Origin of the sequence: Ruegeria hyattellae, assembly GCF_041537925.1 — a bacterium.
Lineage (GTDB): Bacteria > Pseudomonadota > Alphaproteobacteria > Rhodobacterales > Rhodobacteraceae > Ruegeria_C.
In genome coordinates this window covers 65762-82147 of record NZ_JBGOSH010000016.1, presented here as the reverse complement: position 1 = coordinate 82147, position 16386 = coordinate 65762, and the positions used below count along the sequence as shown (strand labels likewise).

Sequence of the window (16386 nt, the reverse complement as noted above, 5' to 3'; positions counted from 1 at the left end):
TTTTCGCCGGAAATCCCCAATAATCCCCTTGCTACTTGGGCTCGAGTTGCGTACATGGCGGCTCTTATCGCGTGGCCGGCCGGAAGTGGCATGCCGAGTCGCGTGCGAACCGAACCCGAAGAACAGGAGACGGAAATGCCCAAGATGAAGACGAAATCGAGCGCCAAGAAGCGCTTCAAGGTAACCGCGACCGGCAAGGTCCTCGGTGGTCAGGCTGGCAAGCGCCATGGCATGATCAAGCGGACCAAGAAGTTCATCCGTGACGCCCGCGGTAATACAACCCTTTCTGCCCCCGACGCCAAGATCGTCAAGGGCTTCATGCCCTACGACCGTTAAGAGGAGATACCAGTATGTCCCGCGTTAAAGGTGGAACCACAACCCACGCCCGTCACAAGAAGATCATCAAGGCTGCCAAAGGCTATTATGGCCGCCGCAAGAGTACCTTCAAGGTGGCAACCCAGGCCGTCGACAAGGCCAACCAGTATGCGACCCGTGACCGCAAGAACCGCAAGCGCAACTTCCGCGCATTGTGGATCCAGCGGATCAACGCTGCTGTCCGTTCGCATGACGAGGCGCTGACCTATTCGCGCTTTATTAACGGTCTGAACCTGGCCGGGATCGAAGTGGACCGCAAGGTTCTGGCCGACCTGGCCGTGCACGAGCCCGACGCGTTCGGCGCCATCGTTGCAAAAGCACAGGCAGCACTGGCGGCCTAATTCGGCGACACGCCACTCAGATTTCAAAGACCGCCCCATTCGGGGCGGCCTTTTTCATTGCGCCTTCCGTCTGCAGCGCCGATGGGGTCCTAGGGCGCTGCAGGGGCAGGAAGATGGCCTGGTTGATCACGGCCCCGGCATGCCCCGTTTGATAGAGCGGGCGCGGTGGCTGTTGGCTGGTGTCGATCTCTCTTTCCATCCACTGTTGCGAGCGGAGGCACTGCAGCGACGCGGACAAGCGCACCAAACAGGATGGCGGCTTTCGATGGCGGAATCAGGGATTCCAGAATTGTTGCGGATGCGGGCAGAACGATGACACAAGACTTCGGATGGCGCATCAAGCTCCGCGGGGTCGTCTACATCTTCAGAACCGGTCAGGTGACATTCGCCCACCAAATGGCTCCACTTCAACCAGACATGAATGCGCGACGGGCCCCTGGGCGAGCTTTGACGTTCCTTTGTCCAAGGTAAGCGCATTTGGATTGCCCTGAACGCACGTGCTTCCTTCACTATCGAACCAGGCACCGGTAGCAATCTGGATAACACCGGGTCGGATTCCGTCGCTGATCCTAAGCTCGGCAAGACAGGCACCACGCGTGTTGTGAACACGTAGGATCTGTCCGTCGCTCAAGCTGCGGGCGGCGGCATCATCGGGGTGCATCGTCACCAGCTCAACGCCATTGGGACGATCCGCGCGGCTGACCGGTCCGTGGTCAAGCTGGCTGTGCAGTTTATTTTGAGGTTGGTTGGAGATCATGTGCAACTGACCCGGTCTGGCACGGCCCAGCCATTCGACCGGCTCCATCCACGCGGGATGGCCGGGACAATCGTCATAGTCGAAAGATGCGATGGTCTCGGAGTAGATCTCGATCTTTCCGGAAGGCGTATCAAGCGGGTTGGAATCCGGGTCGGCGCGGAAGGTTGCCATCATGATCGTTGGTTTTTCCGGCACCGGCACCTTGACCCATCCAGCGCGCTGAAAGCCCTCCCAATCGGGCAGTTCGATGCCGGCCTGTGCAGCCTGCTGCCGCGAGACATCCCAAATCCAGCGCTGCCATTCCTCCGGGCTGCGGCCTTCGGTAAAGGCGTCTTCCACGCCCATCTCGGCGGCGATTCCCCGCAAAATCTCGTGATCGTCGCGCGCCTCGCCCACTGGGTCAATGGCGCGATCCATAACCACTTGATAGGGATCCTTGGGTGTCAGCGCGATGTCCGATCGTTCCAGCGTCGTGGTGCAGGGCAGCACGATATCGGCATGTTTCGCCGACGCATTCCAGCACCATTCGTTGACGATGACCGTATCAGGCCGTGCCCAAGCCCGGCGCAATCGGTTCAGATCCTGATGGTGGTGGAACGGGTTGCCGCCCGCCCACCAGACAAGTCGGATGTCAGGGTATTCATAGGACTGCCCATCATAATCGAATGATCCGCCGGGATTCTCGAGAAGATCACTCAGGCGCGCGACGGGAATAAAGTGCGGAACCGGATTTCGCCCCTGCGGAAATGTGGCGTAGTTGACCGGCTGGCGGTTCAACCCGACATTGTTCATCGCGGCGTAGCCAAACCCCAGACCGGTTCCCGGCAAACCGATCTGACCCAGCATCGAGGCCAGGGCGATGGCCGCCCAGAATGGTTGCTCGCCGTGATCCTGGCGGGTCAGCGCCCATGCCACCGATATCTTCGTGCGGCTTGACGCCATGCGATGGGCGAGATGACGGATGGTTTCGGCGGGCAGATCGCAAAGGCCCGCCGCCCAGTCGGCCGTTTTGGCCACCCCGTCGATTTGACCTGACAGGTAGGCTGCGAAGGGATCAAACCCGGTGGTGTAGCGATCAAGGAAGGCCCGATCGTGCATGCCTTCGCTCAACAGCACATGCGCCAGACCCAACATAAGTGCCACATCGGTGCTCGGGCGGATAGCAAGCCAGTTCGCGCCCACCTCGTCCATCAGATCGGACCGCAATGGCGAGACATTCACAAACTGCACGCCGGCTTGGTGCGCGGCCAGAACGCCACTTTCCTGGACATGCGCACCTGTACCGCCCTGGCTGATCTGCCCATTCTTGAGCGGGATGCCTCCAAACGCCACCATAAGCTCGCAATCCGAGGCGATGCTTTCCCAACTGGTGGTCGTGTCCAGATGCCCCCGAAACGTACCCAGTACATGCGGTACCAGCACCTCGGCGGCGGCAAAGGAATAGGTGTTTTTCGAGGAGGTATAGCCGCCAATGCAGTTCAGAAACCGCTTGAGCTGGCTTTGCGCATGGTGAAACCGGCCCGCGCTGGCCCAGCCATAGGACCCGCCATAGATAGCGCAGTTTCCATAGGTATGCCGCACCCGGTTCAACTCATCGGCAACCAGCCGGTTCGCCTCTTCCCAGGTGACCTGAACAAACGCGTCTGCGCCGCGCCTTTCACCCGCACATCCCGGTCCGCCCTCCAGCCAGCTTTTGCGGACCATCGGCGCGGTAATCCGCAACGGATCATCAAGCACACCGACAATGCCGTGGCCAATGGGCGAGGGGGCGGGATCTTCCTCAAAGGCGTGAAGACCGACGACCCGACCATGCTCGACCTCTACCCGATAGGTGCCCCAATGGGCGCTTGTCAGAAGGCCGCGATCATGGGGTTTCATGGTCAGTCCCGATCAGAAGTTTCGGCGATCAAGGGCCCACCTGCCTTGTTCCAGGCAGCGATACCGCCCGTCAGGTTCACGACCGGTGCAAGGCCCATCTCTGTTGCCACCTGTGCGGCCAATGCCGAGCGGCCACCAGAGGCGCAGTAGAATATATAGGTCTTGTCCTGATTGAATGCTGGCATGTGGGCCGGGCTTTCAGGATCGATGTGGAATTCCATCATGCCGCGAGAGGTGGCCACAGCGCCTGGAATGGTGCCGGTTTTAGCCTGTTCGGTGCCGTCGCGCAGGTCGACAAAGACATGTGCATCGCTGGTCACAAGCGACAGCGCGTCCGCGACACTGATTGCGGGGACAGCGCTCAGCGCGGCCTTGACGAGCTCCTTAGAAGAGCGGGTGATGGTCTGGGCCATTGGATTTCCTTTTCTATTGCCGCGTCGAGGCATCCACATGCAGCGCTCATGGTCTTCCGGGTCAAATCTTGAGATCCAGCCTCGGCTTCCAGAACGGTCGGAACAGTTCGATCTTGGGGCAGCGGTTCATGACAACCTTCAGCCCGGCCGCTTCGGCCAATGCCGCGGCCCGGTCATCATAAACACCGATCTGGCCCCATAGCACCTTGGCGCCTATTTTGATCGCCTGCTCCGCGATCCCAAAAAGCTCCTCTTTCGGGCGGAAAACCTCGACCATGTCGATGGGCCGGTCGATGTCTTCGAGCGCATGATAGACCTTGATGCCGCGAATTTCGGTGAGTTTCGGGTTCGGATTGACCGGGATCATGTCGTACCCGGTTTCGTGCAACACCCGCAGCACGCCATAGCTGAACTTGGTCTTGTCGGCGCTGGCGCCCACCAAGGCGATGGTTTTGACCGATTTCAGAATATCGGCCAGATCCGCCGGATCATAGTCATAGAGGTCGTCCAAAGCGGTGGCGGGCATGGTTCAGGGGTCCTCCGGTGTGGCAATATCCGCCTTCAGCTCATGCGGCTTCAGGGGATCGAGGAAAGGGTTGCGATACAGCGTGTCGTGGCTTTCGACGCCGATCTCCAGCGTGAGGTCAGAGACGGGCCGCGCGACGCACAAGATGACATAGCCGTCACTGATCTGACGGTTATTGAGCGCCACCTGCCTCCGCTGATCCACCTGTCCGGTGGTCAGTTTTGCCGCACAGGTGATGCAGCCGCCGTATTTGCAGCCATAAGGCAGATCGACGCCGTGGTCGCGCAAGCTGTCCAGCAGCGGGCGGCGGGCATCGACCTCATAGCTGGCGTAGTCGCGATTGGCCAAAGTTACAATATGGGTGGTCATAGCCAGATATCACTGGTGCAGTCTCCGCCGGGATAGCGTGCCTCGTGGCAGCGACTTGGCCCGTTCGGTTCCTGGCCGAAATCGACGATGAAATCGGGGTTGAGCGTCATGCCGCCGTTCTCGGGATCGCAGTCGATCATCACCATGACACCGCCGCGTTCGCGGATTTCGGGATAAAACTGGTTGTCCCAGGTGGAAAACAGCGAGGTCGTGACATAGAGCCGCCGGCCATCGAGCGAAAGCTGGAACATCTGCGGTCCACCGGCCATGGTCACGCCATTGACCACCGGGGCACGGCCCAGAAGCCCGCCCATCCAGACCTGCCCGGTCAGCACCGGATTATGCGGATCGCTGATGTCATACTGGCGCATGTCGCCATGAAGCCAGTTGTTGAGATAGAGGTATTTGTCATCCATCGACACTAGGATCGCCGACATCACGCCGGGAACGGGGATCGGCCATTCGGGATGCGGCTCGTTTTCCACGTCGATGATCTTTTCCCATCGCCATTTGCCCGCACCGTCCTTCCACCAGTGAATGACGTTGGAGCTGAGCGCCGCGCCGCAGAACCCATGCGTGCTGTCGGGGTCATGGTGGAACTTGACCTCAAGCGGAATGAGGCCATCCTCGCCCAGATACATGCTTTCCATCGGTTCGCGTTTCTCGAAGTCCCAGAAATGCAACTCGCGCCCGTATTTCAGGTGGCCAACCTCTTCCAGATCAAACCCCGGCATGAAGGTGTTGGGGGCGGCCCACTCGGAACTGACCATGATGTTGTGGCGCGGCTGGTACCAGAAATCGTAGCCGAACTTGATCGCACCCATCGAGTTTTCCCAGCGCCCGACGATCTCGAAATCCTTGTTTAGATGCAGATAACCGCCCGGCGCCTCGCCTTTGGCGTCGCCGAGAAACGAGATAATGATCTCGGACCCCAGGCAATGTACCGTATGCGGGCCGCTGAGATCGGCCTTCGCCTTGATCTCGGCCCCGTCGATCACCTTGTGCAGGCGCGGGGCACGTGGGTCGATGGCGGTATCCACGATATGCAGGTTGTTCGATCGCACCCCGGGCAGGATCAGGAATTTGCGGGACATGGACCCGTCATCGAAACAGGACGAACAGGCATTCCACCCCATGTGGTGCAGTTCGTCGCCGATGCCCGGCATCTCCAGCCGGTGGATCACCTGGCTGTAGGTCGGGCTGTCGGGGTCCACATCTACTGTCGCCAGGTAATCCGGCTTTTGAATGCCGGTCCCCGTGTAGATCGCAATCGTGTAGAGCATCGTTTCGCGCGGGGCTTTAATGGCCTCGGCAGGGCTTGCATATCCGGGTCCGCAACAGTCCGATGCCATGTTCATCTCCCTCATTTTTTTTCACAGGGTCATCTGTGAGCTTGGCAATGAACAATCAAATTTGCTTGCCGGTCCATCAAGTTTTCCTATGCGTTGCCCATCCAGTCAACGTTTGCGACGATGAAGTGCATGTCTCGCAGTCCCGGTTTCTCGATCAGTTTGCCATCAATCATCACCACGCCCGTATCAACAGCCTCGATCGCGGCAAGTGTTGCAGCCGTTGAAGCGAGTACATTGGATGCCAACATAGGCCGAGTTTGCCTCATGATGAACTTGTAAACTTTTTCGATGGGATCGGACAATCGAAGCCTTTCAGCATCTTGTTGATGGCCGTGATGCCCGCCGTGTTGTTGCTGCTCTTGTCGATCACGCTCTTTCACGGAAGATCGTCGGTATCCAGTTTTCGGGCGAGGAACGTTGTCGCTGCCGGCTTATTGCGCCGCTGCAAGAGCATGAAATCAAGTGTCTTGCCGTATTTGTCGACGGCTCGTCCGAGACAGCCCCATGCGCCTTCCACTCTTAAGTAAGTTCTTTGATTGAGCGGCAGCTATCGATGAGAATCGTCCGGCATCGACCACCTGCAAGTTTCTTTCCGATGTCATCCTGTTGGAGCTTCATCTCGGCGTTCAAGGCATCAATCCCCAATAGGTCTCATGCGCGGTCGAGATTGTGAGCCGCATGTAGATCGAACGGGTTCGGTCGACAGCCTGCCGTGTTGGTCGAAACGGCATCTCGTGAACTGGTAGTCCGCTGACGTCCTTGGCTATGCCTTCATCACTAGAAGGGTTGATCCGTTTATCCAGATGGCGTGCATCAGTACTGCAAGCTTTCGCGCCAGGGCAACGACCGCCTTCTTATAGCTGGTACGGCCTTTGAGAGCCCGAGCCCAACTCTGTAACTCCAACCCCACACCCGGCTTCACGCGGGTAAGCGCACTACTGGCGACCTCGCAGAGCGTTGAGCGCAGCATGGGTTCACCGCGCCTTAGAGTTCGACCTCCATAGTCGATATCCCCTTATTTATATCGCCGGGGGCAGCCCGAGATAAGCTCCGACCGATCTGGATTTTGCAAATCGGTGGGGATCAGCAATCGTCGCGACAAAGGTCACGGCACTCACTGGACGCATACCTGGGCAGTGTCTTTGACATTTATACGAGATTTCAAAGCTATTTCACGGGCTTTCAACAAGGCTCGCCTCTCCTGAGTGATCCGGCTCCTGATTTCGACCTTCCTGCAGAACCCCGTCCGCGCCAGCTCGGCCAGCATGGCGGCATCGTTGGCATCGGTCTTGTTTTGCATCTGACTGAGAATTGCGTGCTCCTGACGCGCACCGATGCAAATCATTGGCAGACCCCGATCCGACAGTTCAGTGTGAAGCCAGATCGCCATTCGCCGGTTCCTAGGACGACGCATTGGATGAATCCACTGTGTTTGCGCTGCGCCTGACAGATCACTGCAGGGACCGTCACTTTCTTCACCGCAAACGCAGTGGCTAAATTCTCATCGCATACACAAATTAGCGTCTTAGTTTTCGATACGTCCAATCCAACAAAACAATGTTCCGTTTTGCTCTCCTATCGTTATTCGGGGACCGTCATGCTCCGGCCTGGAGAGCTGCCGCTCAATTACTAAGAGCCTCATCCATAAGCCAGGAACGGTCGCATGGTGCTTTGCGTTTATGGGCCACCGTGGCGATTTCGCTCGCGTATCATGCTACCCAACAATTCAGCGTGGTGTGATCTATCGACCCGTCATGTTCTGCCATGATTTTCTCAAGATCACGGCACGACACGTCATATCGGACATAGAAGAACACTGCGAACAGCATGACATCCTTGGGATACTGTGCGTCTTTGAAGGAGATTATGGGCAGGCATTCAAATGGCTATCACTGCCACCCACCCACCGCACTAACCAGACCAGCGTAAAGGGTCAAAAGTTTGCAACAGAACTGGGGCCCGGGAATTCGGTTCCGGTTTTTGGGATCGCGGACATAGACACCTCGCGCCGGGGTCTGGAGACGGCGGGCGTCAAGTTTGACGGCGAAACCGATGTGATCGAGGGCATGGTCAGAGCCGCGACATTCTATGATCCGGACGGCAACGCTATGATACCGGCCCTGAACCTGGCGGGAGGCAGTTGACCCTCTCTTAACGATCAGATTCTTCCGGCCTAAGCGGGCGTTGCAGGGCCGCACTGGCTGCACCCGCCAGCAGCATGACGGACGCCACGAGCAACCCGTCTCCGATCTGTCCGGTATGATCCCCGATCCAGCCTGCGCCGATGGGCCCAAGAATTTGGGATACCGCAAAAACCACCGTGCAGGCGCTGATGGCGGCACCCCAATCCGGTTGCGGCAGGTTCCGACGCACAAAACTGGTGATCGCGCTGGGAGGCATGAAGAATGACAGTCCGAAGACCAGCGCCGACAGCAATAGCCCGACCGTGTTGGGCATCAGCACCGGAAGCGCAGAGCCCACAGCCACCGCCACAAGGATCACCGCCATCGGCAGTCCCGAGTCATAGCGCGCCAGCAACCCGCGCCACAGAAAAGGCGAGGCCATCACGCTAACCCCCAACGCCACCCAAGTAGCCGCAATCAGAGCGGTGCTAATATGGTGCGACACCATCCAGGCTGACAGAAAAGTCGGGTAGACGATGTAGCCCAGCCCGAAGAAGCCATAGCTGATCATCTGTCCCAGCATCCGCTTGAAAGGCGGCTTGCTGCCCGGAAACCCGTCGGAGACCGGCGCCGCGACGTTTCGTGCCGCCCAGATCGTGACCGGCACAAATGCCAGCGCCGCAAATCCCACCAGATACCACGCGGTATCCCAGGATTGCGGCCCCATGACACCCAGCATCGGTGGCAGGACCGCTCCGCACAGCGCCAACCCCAGCCCGCCGCCGCCACCAAAGTAAAGCGCGATCGCCAGCGCGTTCCGGCGTGGACTGTCGGTGAACATCGAAGCCGCCAGCGTGCCACCGCAGATAAAGGACAGCGCCCCGAACACGCCCGCTCCCATACGGCAGAGCGATTGCGCCGTCAGACTCTCGTCTACTCCTGTCAGGGCGAGGCTGACCGCTGTGCCCAGCGTGCCGATGACAAATAGCCGCTCCGGCGTGACCCGCCGGATCAGCGCCATGGTCGCCACCGCGCCCGCTACATACCCGATCGCATTGGCGGTGTTCAGCCAGCCGGCCTGCGTATAGCTCCAATGCAGGCTTTCGCGCATCGCGGGCAGGATCAGCCCGTAGGAGAACCGCCCGAACCCGTTTGAGATGGCGACGCTCAACGCCAGCCCCAGCAGCACAAGCCACTGTCTGCTCAGATGAAAGGCGCGCATTTCGAGTCCCCGGTTCGGTTAGCTCACCCTGCAACGCAGGACGGAGCAGCGCAATCCCGCCCTCTTGCTTTCGCGGACCTTTGTGGTAGCAGGACGCAAGCAGAATTCGGGGGACCGTCATGGACGATCTTAAGGCAAAATATCTGGGTCAGATCGCGGATGCGGGCGATGAAGACGCGCTTGAGGCGATCCGCCTCGCCGCCGTGGGCAAGAAAGGCGAGGTTGCGCTGAAAATGCGCGAGCTGGGCAAGATGACCCCCGAGGAACGTCAAGTCGCAGGCCCCGCGCTGAACGCACTCAAGGATGAGATCAATTCGGCGCTCAGCGCCAAGAAATCCGCATTGGGTGATGCCGCACTCGATGAGCGGCTGCGCACTGAATGGCTGGACGTGACCCTGCCCGCACGCGACCGCCGTCAGGGCTCGATCCACCCGGTCAGCCAGGCAAGCGAGGAACTGACCGCGATCTTTGCCGAGCTTGGATTCTCGGTCGCCGAAGGGCCGCGGATCGAGACGGACTGGCACAATTTCGATGCGCTGAACATTCCCGGTCACCACCCCGCGCGGGCCGAGATGGACACGTTCTATATGCACCGCGCCGAAGGCGACAACCGCCCGCCGAATGTGCTGCGCACCCATACTTCGCCGGTCCAGATCCGCTCGATGGAACTGCAAGGCGCGCCGATCCGCATCATTTGCCCCGGCGGTGTGTACCGCGCCGACTATGACCAGACCCACACGCCGATGTTCCATCAGGTCGAGGGGTTGGCCATCGATAAGGACATCTCGATGGCGAACCTGAAATGGGTGCTGGAGGAGTTCGTGAAGGCCTTTTTTGAGGTCGACGGGGTCGAGCTGCGCTTCCGCGCCTCGCATTTCCCCTTCACCGAACCGTCGGCCGAGGTCGATATCCGCTGTTCCTGGGAGGGCGGCCAGTTGAAGATCGGTGAGGGCGACGACTGGATGGAAATCCTCGGCTCGGGCATGGTGCACCCCAAGGTCATCGCCGCCGGAGGAATCGACCCGGAGGTCTATCAGGGCTTTGCCTTTGGCATCGGTATCGACCGTCTGGCGATGCTGAAATACGGGATTCCTGATCTGCGGGCGTTCTTCGATTCCGACTTGCGCTGGCTGCGCCACTACGGGTTCGCTGCGCTGGATATGCCGAACCTGCATGGTGGTTTGTCTCGCTGAGATGTGGTCAATCACGTTCTATTTGAGCAGGTATCTCGATTGGCACTATAGGCTCGCGCAGAGAGCACCGCGATGGACTGGCGCGGCCGTTCAAATAGGTGCACCCTTGGGTTTGATCTTGGGAATTCTTTATGCTCCGGGCTGGGCCACATTTCCCTACGTTATCTTCGCCGCTGCATTTGCGGCGCCATTCGTTTTTGGTGCAGAAAAGCTTTCGCGAGAACGCGAAGAGCGAAAGCGTAAAGAAATGGATCAGATGGCAGGCGCTATGAGGACGCGAGACTTGATTGAGCAGGAAAGGAAGCGCCCTTAAGGTCTTTTGGAGGGCGGGTCGCTTGCGTCTTGAAACCAAACCAACGCGCGGAATCAAGGCCGATAGGCCGCCGCGCCGTCGCCAGACCGCCCGGACGGGCTGGCGATTTGGCTGCCTCCAGCGCACCGTTCGAATGGCACACGATTTTGGTCGACATAAAGCGCCTTGCAATAAGGTCGGATCGCCATCCCGCGGTCTGGCGGTGGCTCGGCTCCGCGTTTTCAGACCCCTCCCTACACCAATATGTTAGGTGACAGCGCCAGCGGTACCGTTAGGCTCAGCCGCATGATCATACGCGCTTTTTTCCTCCTCCTTCTCACTGCCAGCCACGCCACTGCCAATGGGTGTCAGGGCGATACCGCCTGTTCGCTGGGCGACCGCTCATACCACGTGCTGACGCCGGAGGATTGGGACGGGCAAACGCCTCTGCCGGTGTTGATGCATTTCCACGGATGGGCGCGGCAGGGGGATATCGTGGTGGGGCACCCACGCATCGCAGGCGCAACAAAAACGCGGAGCGTGCTGCTGGTCGCCCCCAATGGCCGCCGCAAGACGTGGGATTTCTGGACCTCGGACACGGAGGATGTGGGCTTTGCCAATGACGTGTTGGCGGACGTAGCCAAACACTATCCCATCGATCCCGATCGCATCTATGTCTCGGGATATTCCTATGGCTCGGCCATGGCTTGGCGCTATGCCTGCGACAGCGGCAATGGCGTTGCCGCATTGCTGGCCGTTGCAGGCTCCATCCGCCAGACCGAGACCTGCGCCCAGGCCCCGCGCGAGGTGCGCCATGTGCATGGGTTGAAGGACCGGGTGATGGATTTCCCCATGGGGCCGGACGGTGATACCACCCATCCGGTGGCGCTCTGGCGGGCGAAACTCGGCTGTCATGACGCCACCCCGCAAGGTGATTGGAGCGTTGTGCCCTTCCTGACCCATTCGCGCACCGTCTGGAACGATTGCGATGCCGGACAGGTCACGCTGGACCTGCATCCGGGCGGGCATTTCATTCCACATGGCTGGATCGGCTGGCAGCTCGATGAACTGGCTGGGCGCGAACCGAGCTACCCCTGAATTTGACATTGCTTCCGCTCGGAGGCCAACTGCCGACAGGACAAAAGGGCAGGGTCAGATGAAGCATATCCTTATCGCAAGCGCGCTGACGCTTTCCGCCACGCAACTTGCCGCCAAAGATACATATCCGCCGCTCGACCTGCTGCTGCAGACCGACACTACCGTGATCGGTCAACCCATCACCTACCCGCCAGGGCAGGCCGAGATCACCATGGCCATCGTCACCATGCAGCCGGGCCAGTCGACGCCCGCGCATAAGCATAACGTCCCGCTGGCGGGTTACATTCTGGAAGGTGAAATCACCGTCGATTATGGCACAGACGGCACCCGCACTTATCGCAAGGGCGACACGCTGGTCGAGGCGCTGGGCAGCGACCATGTCGGGACCAATACCGGGGACGGGATTGTGCGTATTCTGACGGTCTTTGCCGGGGCCAAGGGCACGCAGAACACCGTGATCGACGAGTAGCCCCGCGCGCCCCTTCCACCTTCGAGAAATATCCGTTACACGGCGCTGCGACACGACCAAGCAACCGGCGGATCACGACCAATGAAATTCACGCTTTCCTGGCTCAAGGACCATCTGGAGACCGACGCCTCGGTCGACGAGATCACCGAGACCCTGACCGATCTCGGGTTGGAGGTCGAAGAGGTGATCAACCCCGCCGACCGGCTGAAGGATTTCAAGCTGGGCTATGTGACCCATGCCGAGAAACACCCCGACGCCGACAAGCTGAGCGTCTGTAAGGTCGACACCGACGAGGGCGAGTTGCAGATCATCTGCGGTGCGCCCAACGCCCGCGAAGGCATCACAGTCGTGGTCTGCAAACCGGGCATGTATATCCCGGGCCTCGACCTGACCATTGGCGTTGGCAAGATCCGTGGTGTTGAAAGCTTTGGCATGATGGCCTCGGAACGCGAGCTGGAGCTGAGCGACGAACATGACGGCATCATCGAGCTGCCCTCGGGCGCGGTAGGCGACAGTTTCGTGAACTGGTTGGCCGAGAATGACCCCGCCAAGGTCGACCCGGTGATCGAGATTGCCATCACTCCCAACCGTCAGGATGCACTGGGCGTGGTTGGCATTGCCCGCGATCTGGCCGCACGGGGCCTCGGAACGCTGAAGCTGCGCGACGATTTGGTGGTGCCGGGTGATTTCGAATGCCCGATCAAGGTCAGCATCGACGAGGATACGCTGGATGGCTGCCCACTGTTCACCGGGCGGGTGATCCGGGGCGTTAAAAACGGCCCCAGCCCGCAATGGCTGCAGGACCAGCTGAAGGCGATCGGTCTGCGCCCAATCTCGGCCTTGGTCGATATCACCAACTACATGACCTTCGATCACAACCGCCCGCTGCATGTCTTCGACGCCGACAAGGTATCGGGCAATCTGCGCATCCACCGCGCCAAGGGTGGCGAGATGCTCAGCGCATTGGATGAGAAGGAGTACACGTTCGAGCCCGACATGATGGTGATCTCGGATGACAATGGCCCAGAAAGCATCGCCGGGATCATGGGCGGTGAGCAAACCGGCTGTACAGAAGAGACGGTGAATGTCTTCCTTGAAAGCGCCTATTGGAACCATGTGCAGATCGCGCTGACCGGGCGCAAGCTCCGGGTCAATTCCGATGCGCGCTATCGTTTCGAACGTGGGGTCGATCCCGAATACACGCTGCCCGGGCTGGAACATGCCACACAGATGATCCTGGATATCTGCGGCGGAGAGGCATCGGGTGTGGTCATCGCGGGCGCCGTGCCCGATCATTCCCGCACCTACAAGCTGGATACCGACCGGGTCCAGTCGCTGGTGGGCATGGAAATCCCCGAGGCCGAGCAACGTCAGACGCTGACCCGGCTTGGCTTCCGTCTGGAAGGCGACATGGCCCATGTGCCCAGCTGGCGCCCCGATGTGATGGGCGAGGCTGATCTGGTCGAGGAAGTGGCCCGCATCGCGTCGCTCACCAAACTCCAGGGCAAGCCGCTGCCGCGCGTCACCGAAGGGTTGCCGAAACCGGTGATGACCTCGAAACAGCGCCGCGAAACGATGGTGCGGCGCACCTGTGCGGCTCTGGGCTACAATGAATGCGTGACCTACACCTTCATCGATCAGGCCTCGGCCGCGCTGTTTGGCGGTGGTGACGAGAAAACCATGCTGGAAAACCCAATCTCGTCCGAGATGAGTCATATGCGCCCCTCGCTGCTGCCCGGCTTGTTGCAGGCCGCGGCGCGCAACCAGGCACGCGGGTTCAACGATCTGGCGCTGTTCGAGGTCGGCCCGACCTTTCATGACGGTGAGCCGGGTGAGCAGAGCACACTGATAGCCGGCCTGCTGGTGGGCCGCACCGGTCCCAAGGACGTGCAGGGTGCCTCGCGCGGCGTGGACGTGTTCGACATCAAGGCCGACGCCGAGGCGGTGCTGGCCGCCATCGGTGCACCTGCCAAGGTACAGATCCTGCGCGGCGCGGATACCTGGTGGCACCCGGGCCGCCATGGCAAAATTTGCCTCGGCCCCAAGAAGGTACTGAGCGTCTTTGGCGAGCTGCACCCGCGCGTCTTGCAGGCGATGGATGTCAAAGGGCCTGCGATGGCTTTCACCATCTGGCCCGATCAGGTGCCGATGCCGCGCAAATCGGGCGCAACCCGCTCAGCGCTGGAACTGCGCGATCTGCAGGCGGTCGAGCGCGATTTCGCCTTTGTGGTCGATGCCGATATCGAGGCACTGACGCTCGTGAATGCTGCTGCCGGGGCCGACAAGGCGCTGATCGAGGGCGTGCGCGTCTTCGACGAGTTTGTCGGCGGCAGCCTAGGCGAAGGCAAGAAATCACTCGCCATCACCGTGCGCCTGCAGCCAACCGAAAAGACGCTGAAGGAGAACGACATCGAAGCCGTCAGCGCCAAGATCGTCGAGAAAGTGGCCAGGGCGACGGGCGGCGTCCTGCGGGGGTAGCTCCGCCTGCGGCCTAACGCTCAACCTCGGTACGCCCACGGGAAGCTGGCTTATGTTATGTCCTGCTGATCTGAGACAGTCAGTAGGATATCATGCGCTGGAACCCAACATGCCATCGGCGCGTATATCTGACCAAGCCTAATACCTTAGTATATTTGCGCTTTCACTACTGGAAGCGATTTCGGGTTCCGTGGCAGGCTGTCTCCACCGGGTGACGCAACTTCTGCGGCACCAAGGAAAAGGAGAGATGCAATGAGCGTTTATCTGATTGCCGAGATCAAGATAACCGACGACAGCTGGGTCCCGGACTATGCTGCCAATGTCCATAATCTGGTTGAAAAACATGGTGGGAGGTATCTGGCGCGCAGCGGGAATATCGACACGCTGGAAGGTGATGAACGCGACAGCACACTGATCGCGATCCTCGAATTTCCAACCCGCGCCGCCCTTGACGGATTCGCCACAAGCCCCGAATACGCGCCCTACGGGCAGGCGCGGCAAGCCGGGAGCATCTCAAGCTTTCGCGTCATCGACGACACCGACATTGCAGGCTCGATCCCTTATCTGAAGCAAGGGTGACCCCCGCGCATTTATCGGGCGGAATGTGCGCTTAACGCGTCAGATGTTCCGCCAACACATCAAACACCAGTCGGATCCGTCGGCTGGTGTGTAACTCGCGATGGGTGGTCAGCCAGACCGGAAAGACAATCGGATCCATTTGCGGCAGTACCACCTCCAGACCGTCGCACATCCCCGCGATATCCTTTCCCATCGGGGCGATGCCAAAGCCCTGTTTCACGTATTCCCAGGCCACGATCCCACTTTGTGAACCCAGCCTGAAATTTTCAGGCGTCAGATGCAGACCCAGCGGCCTCATATGGTCGATCATGTTTTTGGGCGATCCAAAGCTGATGAAGCTGTGGCGCGCCAGTTCTTCCAGTGTTTCAGGCCGCCCGTGGCGATCCAGATAGTCGGTGGAGGCATAAAACCGCGCAGTCGCCTCCTGCACCAGCTTTGCAATTAGGTCGGGCTGGTCGGGGCGCACATGGCGGATCGCGATATCCGCCTCGCGGCGCAAGAGGTCGCGGATGTCGTTGGCGGCAATCACCTCGATCTGCAGCAGAGGCGCCTGCGCCTGAATTCGCCGCAGCGCTTCGGGCAGCACGCAGGCTGACATGACATCGCTTGCCGTGATCCGGACCTGTCCCTCGATCGATTGAGACTGACCCGAGGCACTCAGCGCGATCCTGTGCGCGGCCTCGCCCATCGACCGGGTATGGTCCAGCAACTCCAGCCCCGATTGGGTCAGTTCCAGCCTGCGCCCGACCCGTTCGAACAGCAGCACACCCAAATCACTCTCCAAGGCCGCAACCTGACGGCTGAGCGTGGGCTGGGTTGCCCCAAGCAGCCGCGCCGCCGCCGAAAGCGATCCGGTCTCAGCAGTGGCCAGAAAAGAGCGGATATGGTTCCAGTCGAAGTCACCCAAACTGTTCATGCAAA

Annotated in this window: 18 protein-coding genes and 2 pseudogenes; 8 read left to right on the top strand and 12 right to left on the bottom strand. The window is 60.0% G+C overall.

Going from position 1 to position 16386, the window contains the following annotated elements; all coding sequences use genetic code 11:
• The first annotated feature begins 135 nt into the window (after positions 1 to 135).
• Together rpmI and rplT are read left to right on the top strand one after the other, a co-directional pair.
• The gene (gene rpmI / locus AB1E33_RS25590; RefSeq protein WP_132830341.1) at positions 136 to 336 is read left to right on the top strand and encodes a 50S ribosomal protein L35; all 201 of its coding nucleotides are present in this window, start codon (positions 136 to 138) and stop codon (positions 334 to 336) included.
• 14 nt (positions 337 to 350) lie between these two features.
• Entirely contained in the window at positions 351 to 716 is a 366-nt protein-coding gene (rplT, locus tag AB1E33_RS25585) for a 50S ribosomal protein L20 (RefSeq protein ID WP_372580066.1), read from the top strand.
• Between the two features lie 16 nt (positions 717 to 732).
• Here rplT and AB1E33_RS25580 read toward each other — a convergent pair whose 3' ends face one another.
• From AB1E33_RS25580 to AB1E33_RS29620, 10 genes and pseudogenes are all read right to left on the bottom strand, one after another.
• Positions 733 to 915 (bottom strand): hypothetical protein, encoded by a 183-nt coding sequence (locus AB1E33_RS25580; RefSeq protein ID WP_372580065.1) that lies wholly within the window; start codon positions 913 to 915, stop codon positions 733 to 735.
• 165 nt (positions 916 to 1080) lie between these two features.
• Positions 1081 to 3351: a molybdopterin guanine dinucleotide-containing S/N-oxide reductase gene (locus tag AB1E33_RS25575; protein ID WP_372580064.1), complete on the bottom strand. Its 2271-nt coding sequence runs from the start codon at positions 3349 to 3351 to the stop codon at positions 1081 to 1083.
• A 2-nt stretch (positions 3352 to 3353) separates the two neighbouring features.
• Entirely contained in the window at positions 3354 to 3764 is a 411-nt protein-coding gene (locus AB1E33_RS25570; protein ID WP_372580063.1) for a rhodanese-like domain-containing protein, read from the bottom strand.
• 61 nt (positions 3765 to 3825) lie between these two features.
• Entirely contained in the window at positions 3826 to 4290 is a 465-nt protein-coding gene (locus AB1E33_RS25565; RefSeq protein ID WP_372580062.1) for a CoA-binding protein, read from the bottom strand.
• 3 nt (positions 4291 to 4293) lie between these two features.
• A complete protein-coding gene (locus AB1E33_RS25560) occupies positions 4294 to 4659 on the bottom strand; it encodes a 2Fe-2S iron-sulfur cluster-binding protein (protein ID WP_372580061.1) in 366 nt (121 codons plus the stop codon).
• Positions 4656 to 6011, bottom strand: a complete 1356-nt coding sequence (locus AB1E33_RS25555) for a selenium-binding family protein (protein ID WP_372580060.1) — start codon at positions 6009 to 6011, stop codon at positions 4656 to 4658. Before AB1E33_RS25555 ends, AB1E33_RS25560 begins: the two co-directional genes overlap by 4 nt.
• Before the next feature lie 194 nt (positions 6012 to 6205).
• Positions 6206 to 6540, bottom strand: a pseudogene (locus tag AB1E33_RS29625) (DDE-type integrase/transposase/recombinase); the annotation flags it as partial.
• Between the two features lie 490 nt (positions 6541 to 7030).
• Positions 7031 to 7138 (bottom strand): transposase, encoded by a 108-nt coding sequence (locus AB1E33_RS25540; protein ID WP_372580057.1) that lies wholly within the window; start codon positions 7136 to 7138, stop codon positions 7031 to 7033.
• Complete coding sequence (locus tag AB1E33_RS25535) at positions 7126 to 7401, bottom strand: IS110 family transposase (RefSeq protein WP_372580056.1); 276 nt, start codon at positions 7399 to 7401, stop codon at positions 7126 to 7128. The genes AB1E33_RS25540 and AB1E33_RS25535 overlap by 13 nt, the downstream gene beginning before the upstream one ends.
• A gap of 247 nt (positions 7402 to 7648) precedes the next feature.
• Positions 7649 to 7879, bottom strand: a pseudogene (locus AB1E33_RS29620) (IS6 family transposase); the annotation flags it as partial.
• On the opposite strand from AB1E33_RS29620, the gene AB1E33_RS25530 reads away from it, so the two are divergent.
• Positions 7766 to 8155 (top strand): VOC family protein, encoded by a 390-nt coding sequence (locus AB1E33_RS25530; protein WP_445758222.1) that lies wholly within the window; start codon positions 7766 to 7768, stop codon positions 8153 to 8155. The pseudogene AB1E33_RS29620 and the gene AB1E33_RS25530 sit on opposite strands and share 114 nt — an antisense overlap.
• A gap of 7 nt (positions 8156 to 8162) precedes the next feature.
• Here the strand turns inward: AB1E33_RS25530 and AB1E33_RS25525 are convergent, their stop codons facing one another.
• Positions 8163 to 9356, bottom strand: a complete 1194-nt coding sequence (locus AB1E33_RS25525) for a YbfB/YjiJ family MFS transporter (protein ID WP_372580054.1) — start codon at positions 9354 to 9356, stop codon at positions 8163 to 8165.
• Positions 9357 to 9475: 119 nt separating this feature from the next.
• On the opposite strand from AB1E33_RS25525, the gene pheS reads away from it, so the two are divergent.
• The 5 genes from pheS (at position 9476) to AB1E33_RS25500 (ending at position 15465) form a co-directional block, all read left to right on the top strand.
• Entirely contained in the window at positions 9476 to 10549 is a 1074-nt protein-coding gene (gene pheS / locus AB1E33_RS25520; protein ID WP_372580053.1) for a phenylalanine--tRNA ligase subunit alpha, read from the top strand.
• A 598-nt stretch (positions 10550 to 11147) separates the two neighbouring features.
• Positions 11148 to 11939 carry a CE1 family esterase gene (locus AB1E33_RS25515; protein ID WP_372580052.1) on the top strand — a complete coding sequence of 264 codons (792 nt, stop codon included), beginning with the start codon at positions 11148 to 11150 and terminating at the stop codon, positions 11937 to 11939.
• A gap of 58 nt (positions 11940 to 11997) precedes the next feature.
• Positions 11998 to 12408 carry a cupin domain-containing protein gene (locus tag AB1E33_RS25510; RefSeq protein ID WP_372580051.1) on the top strand — a complete coding sequence of 137 codons (411 nt, stop codon included), beginning with the start codon at positions 11998 to 12000 and terminating at the stop codon, positions 12406 to 12408.
• A gap of 81 nt (positions 12409 to 12489) precedes the next feature.
• The gene (gene pheT / locus AB1E33_RS25505; RefSeq protein WP_372580050.1) at positions 12490 to 14886 is read left to right on the top strand and encodes a phenylalanine--tRNA ligase subunit beta; all 2397 of its coding nucleotides are present in this window, start codon (positions 12490 to 12492) and stop codon (positions 14884 to 14886) included.
• 252 nt (positions 14887 to 15138) lie between these two features.
• Positions 15139 to 15465 (top strand): DUF1330 domain-containing protein, encoded by a 327-nt coding sequence (locus AB1E33_RS25500; RefSeq protein ID WP_372580049.1) that lies wholly within the window; start codon positions 15139 to 15141, stop codon positions 15463 to 15465.
• Between the two features lie 31 nt (positions 15466 to 15496).
• Here AB1E33_RS25500 and AB1E33_RS25495 read toward each other — a convergent pair whose 3' ends face one another.
• Entirely contained in the window at positions 15497 to 16381 is an 885-nt protein-coding gene (locus AB1E33_RS25495) for a LysR family transcriptional regulator (protein WP_372580048.1), read from the bottom strand.
• Positions 16382 to 16386: the final 5 nt, after the last annotated feature.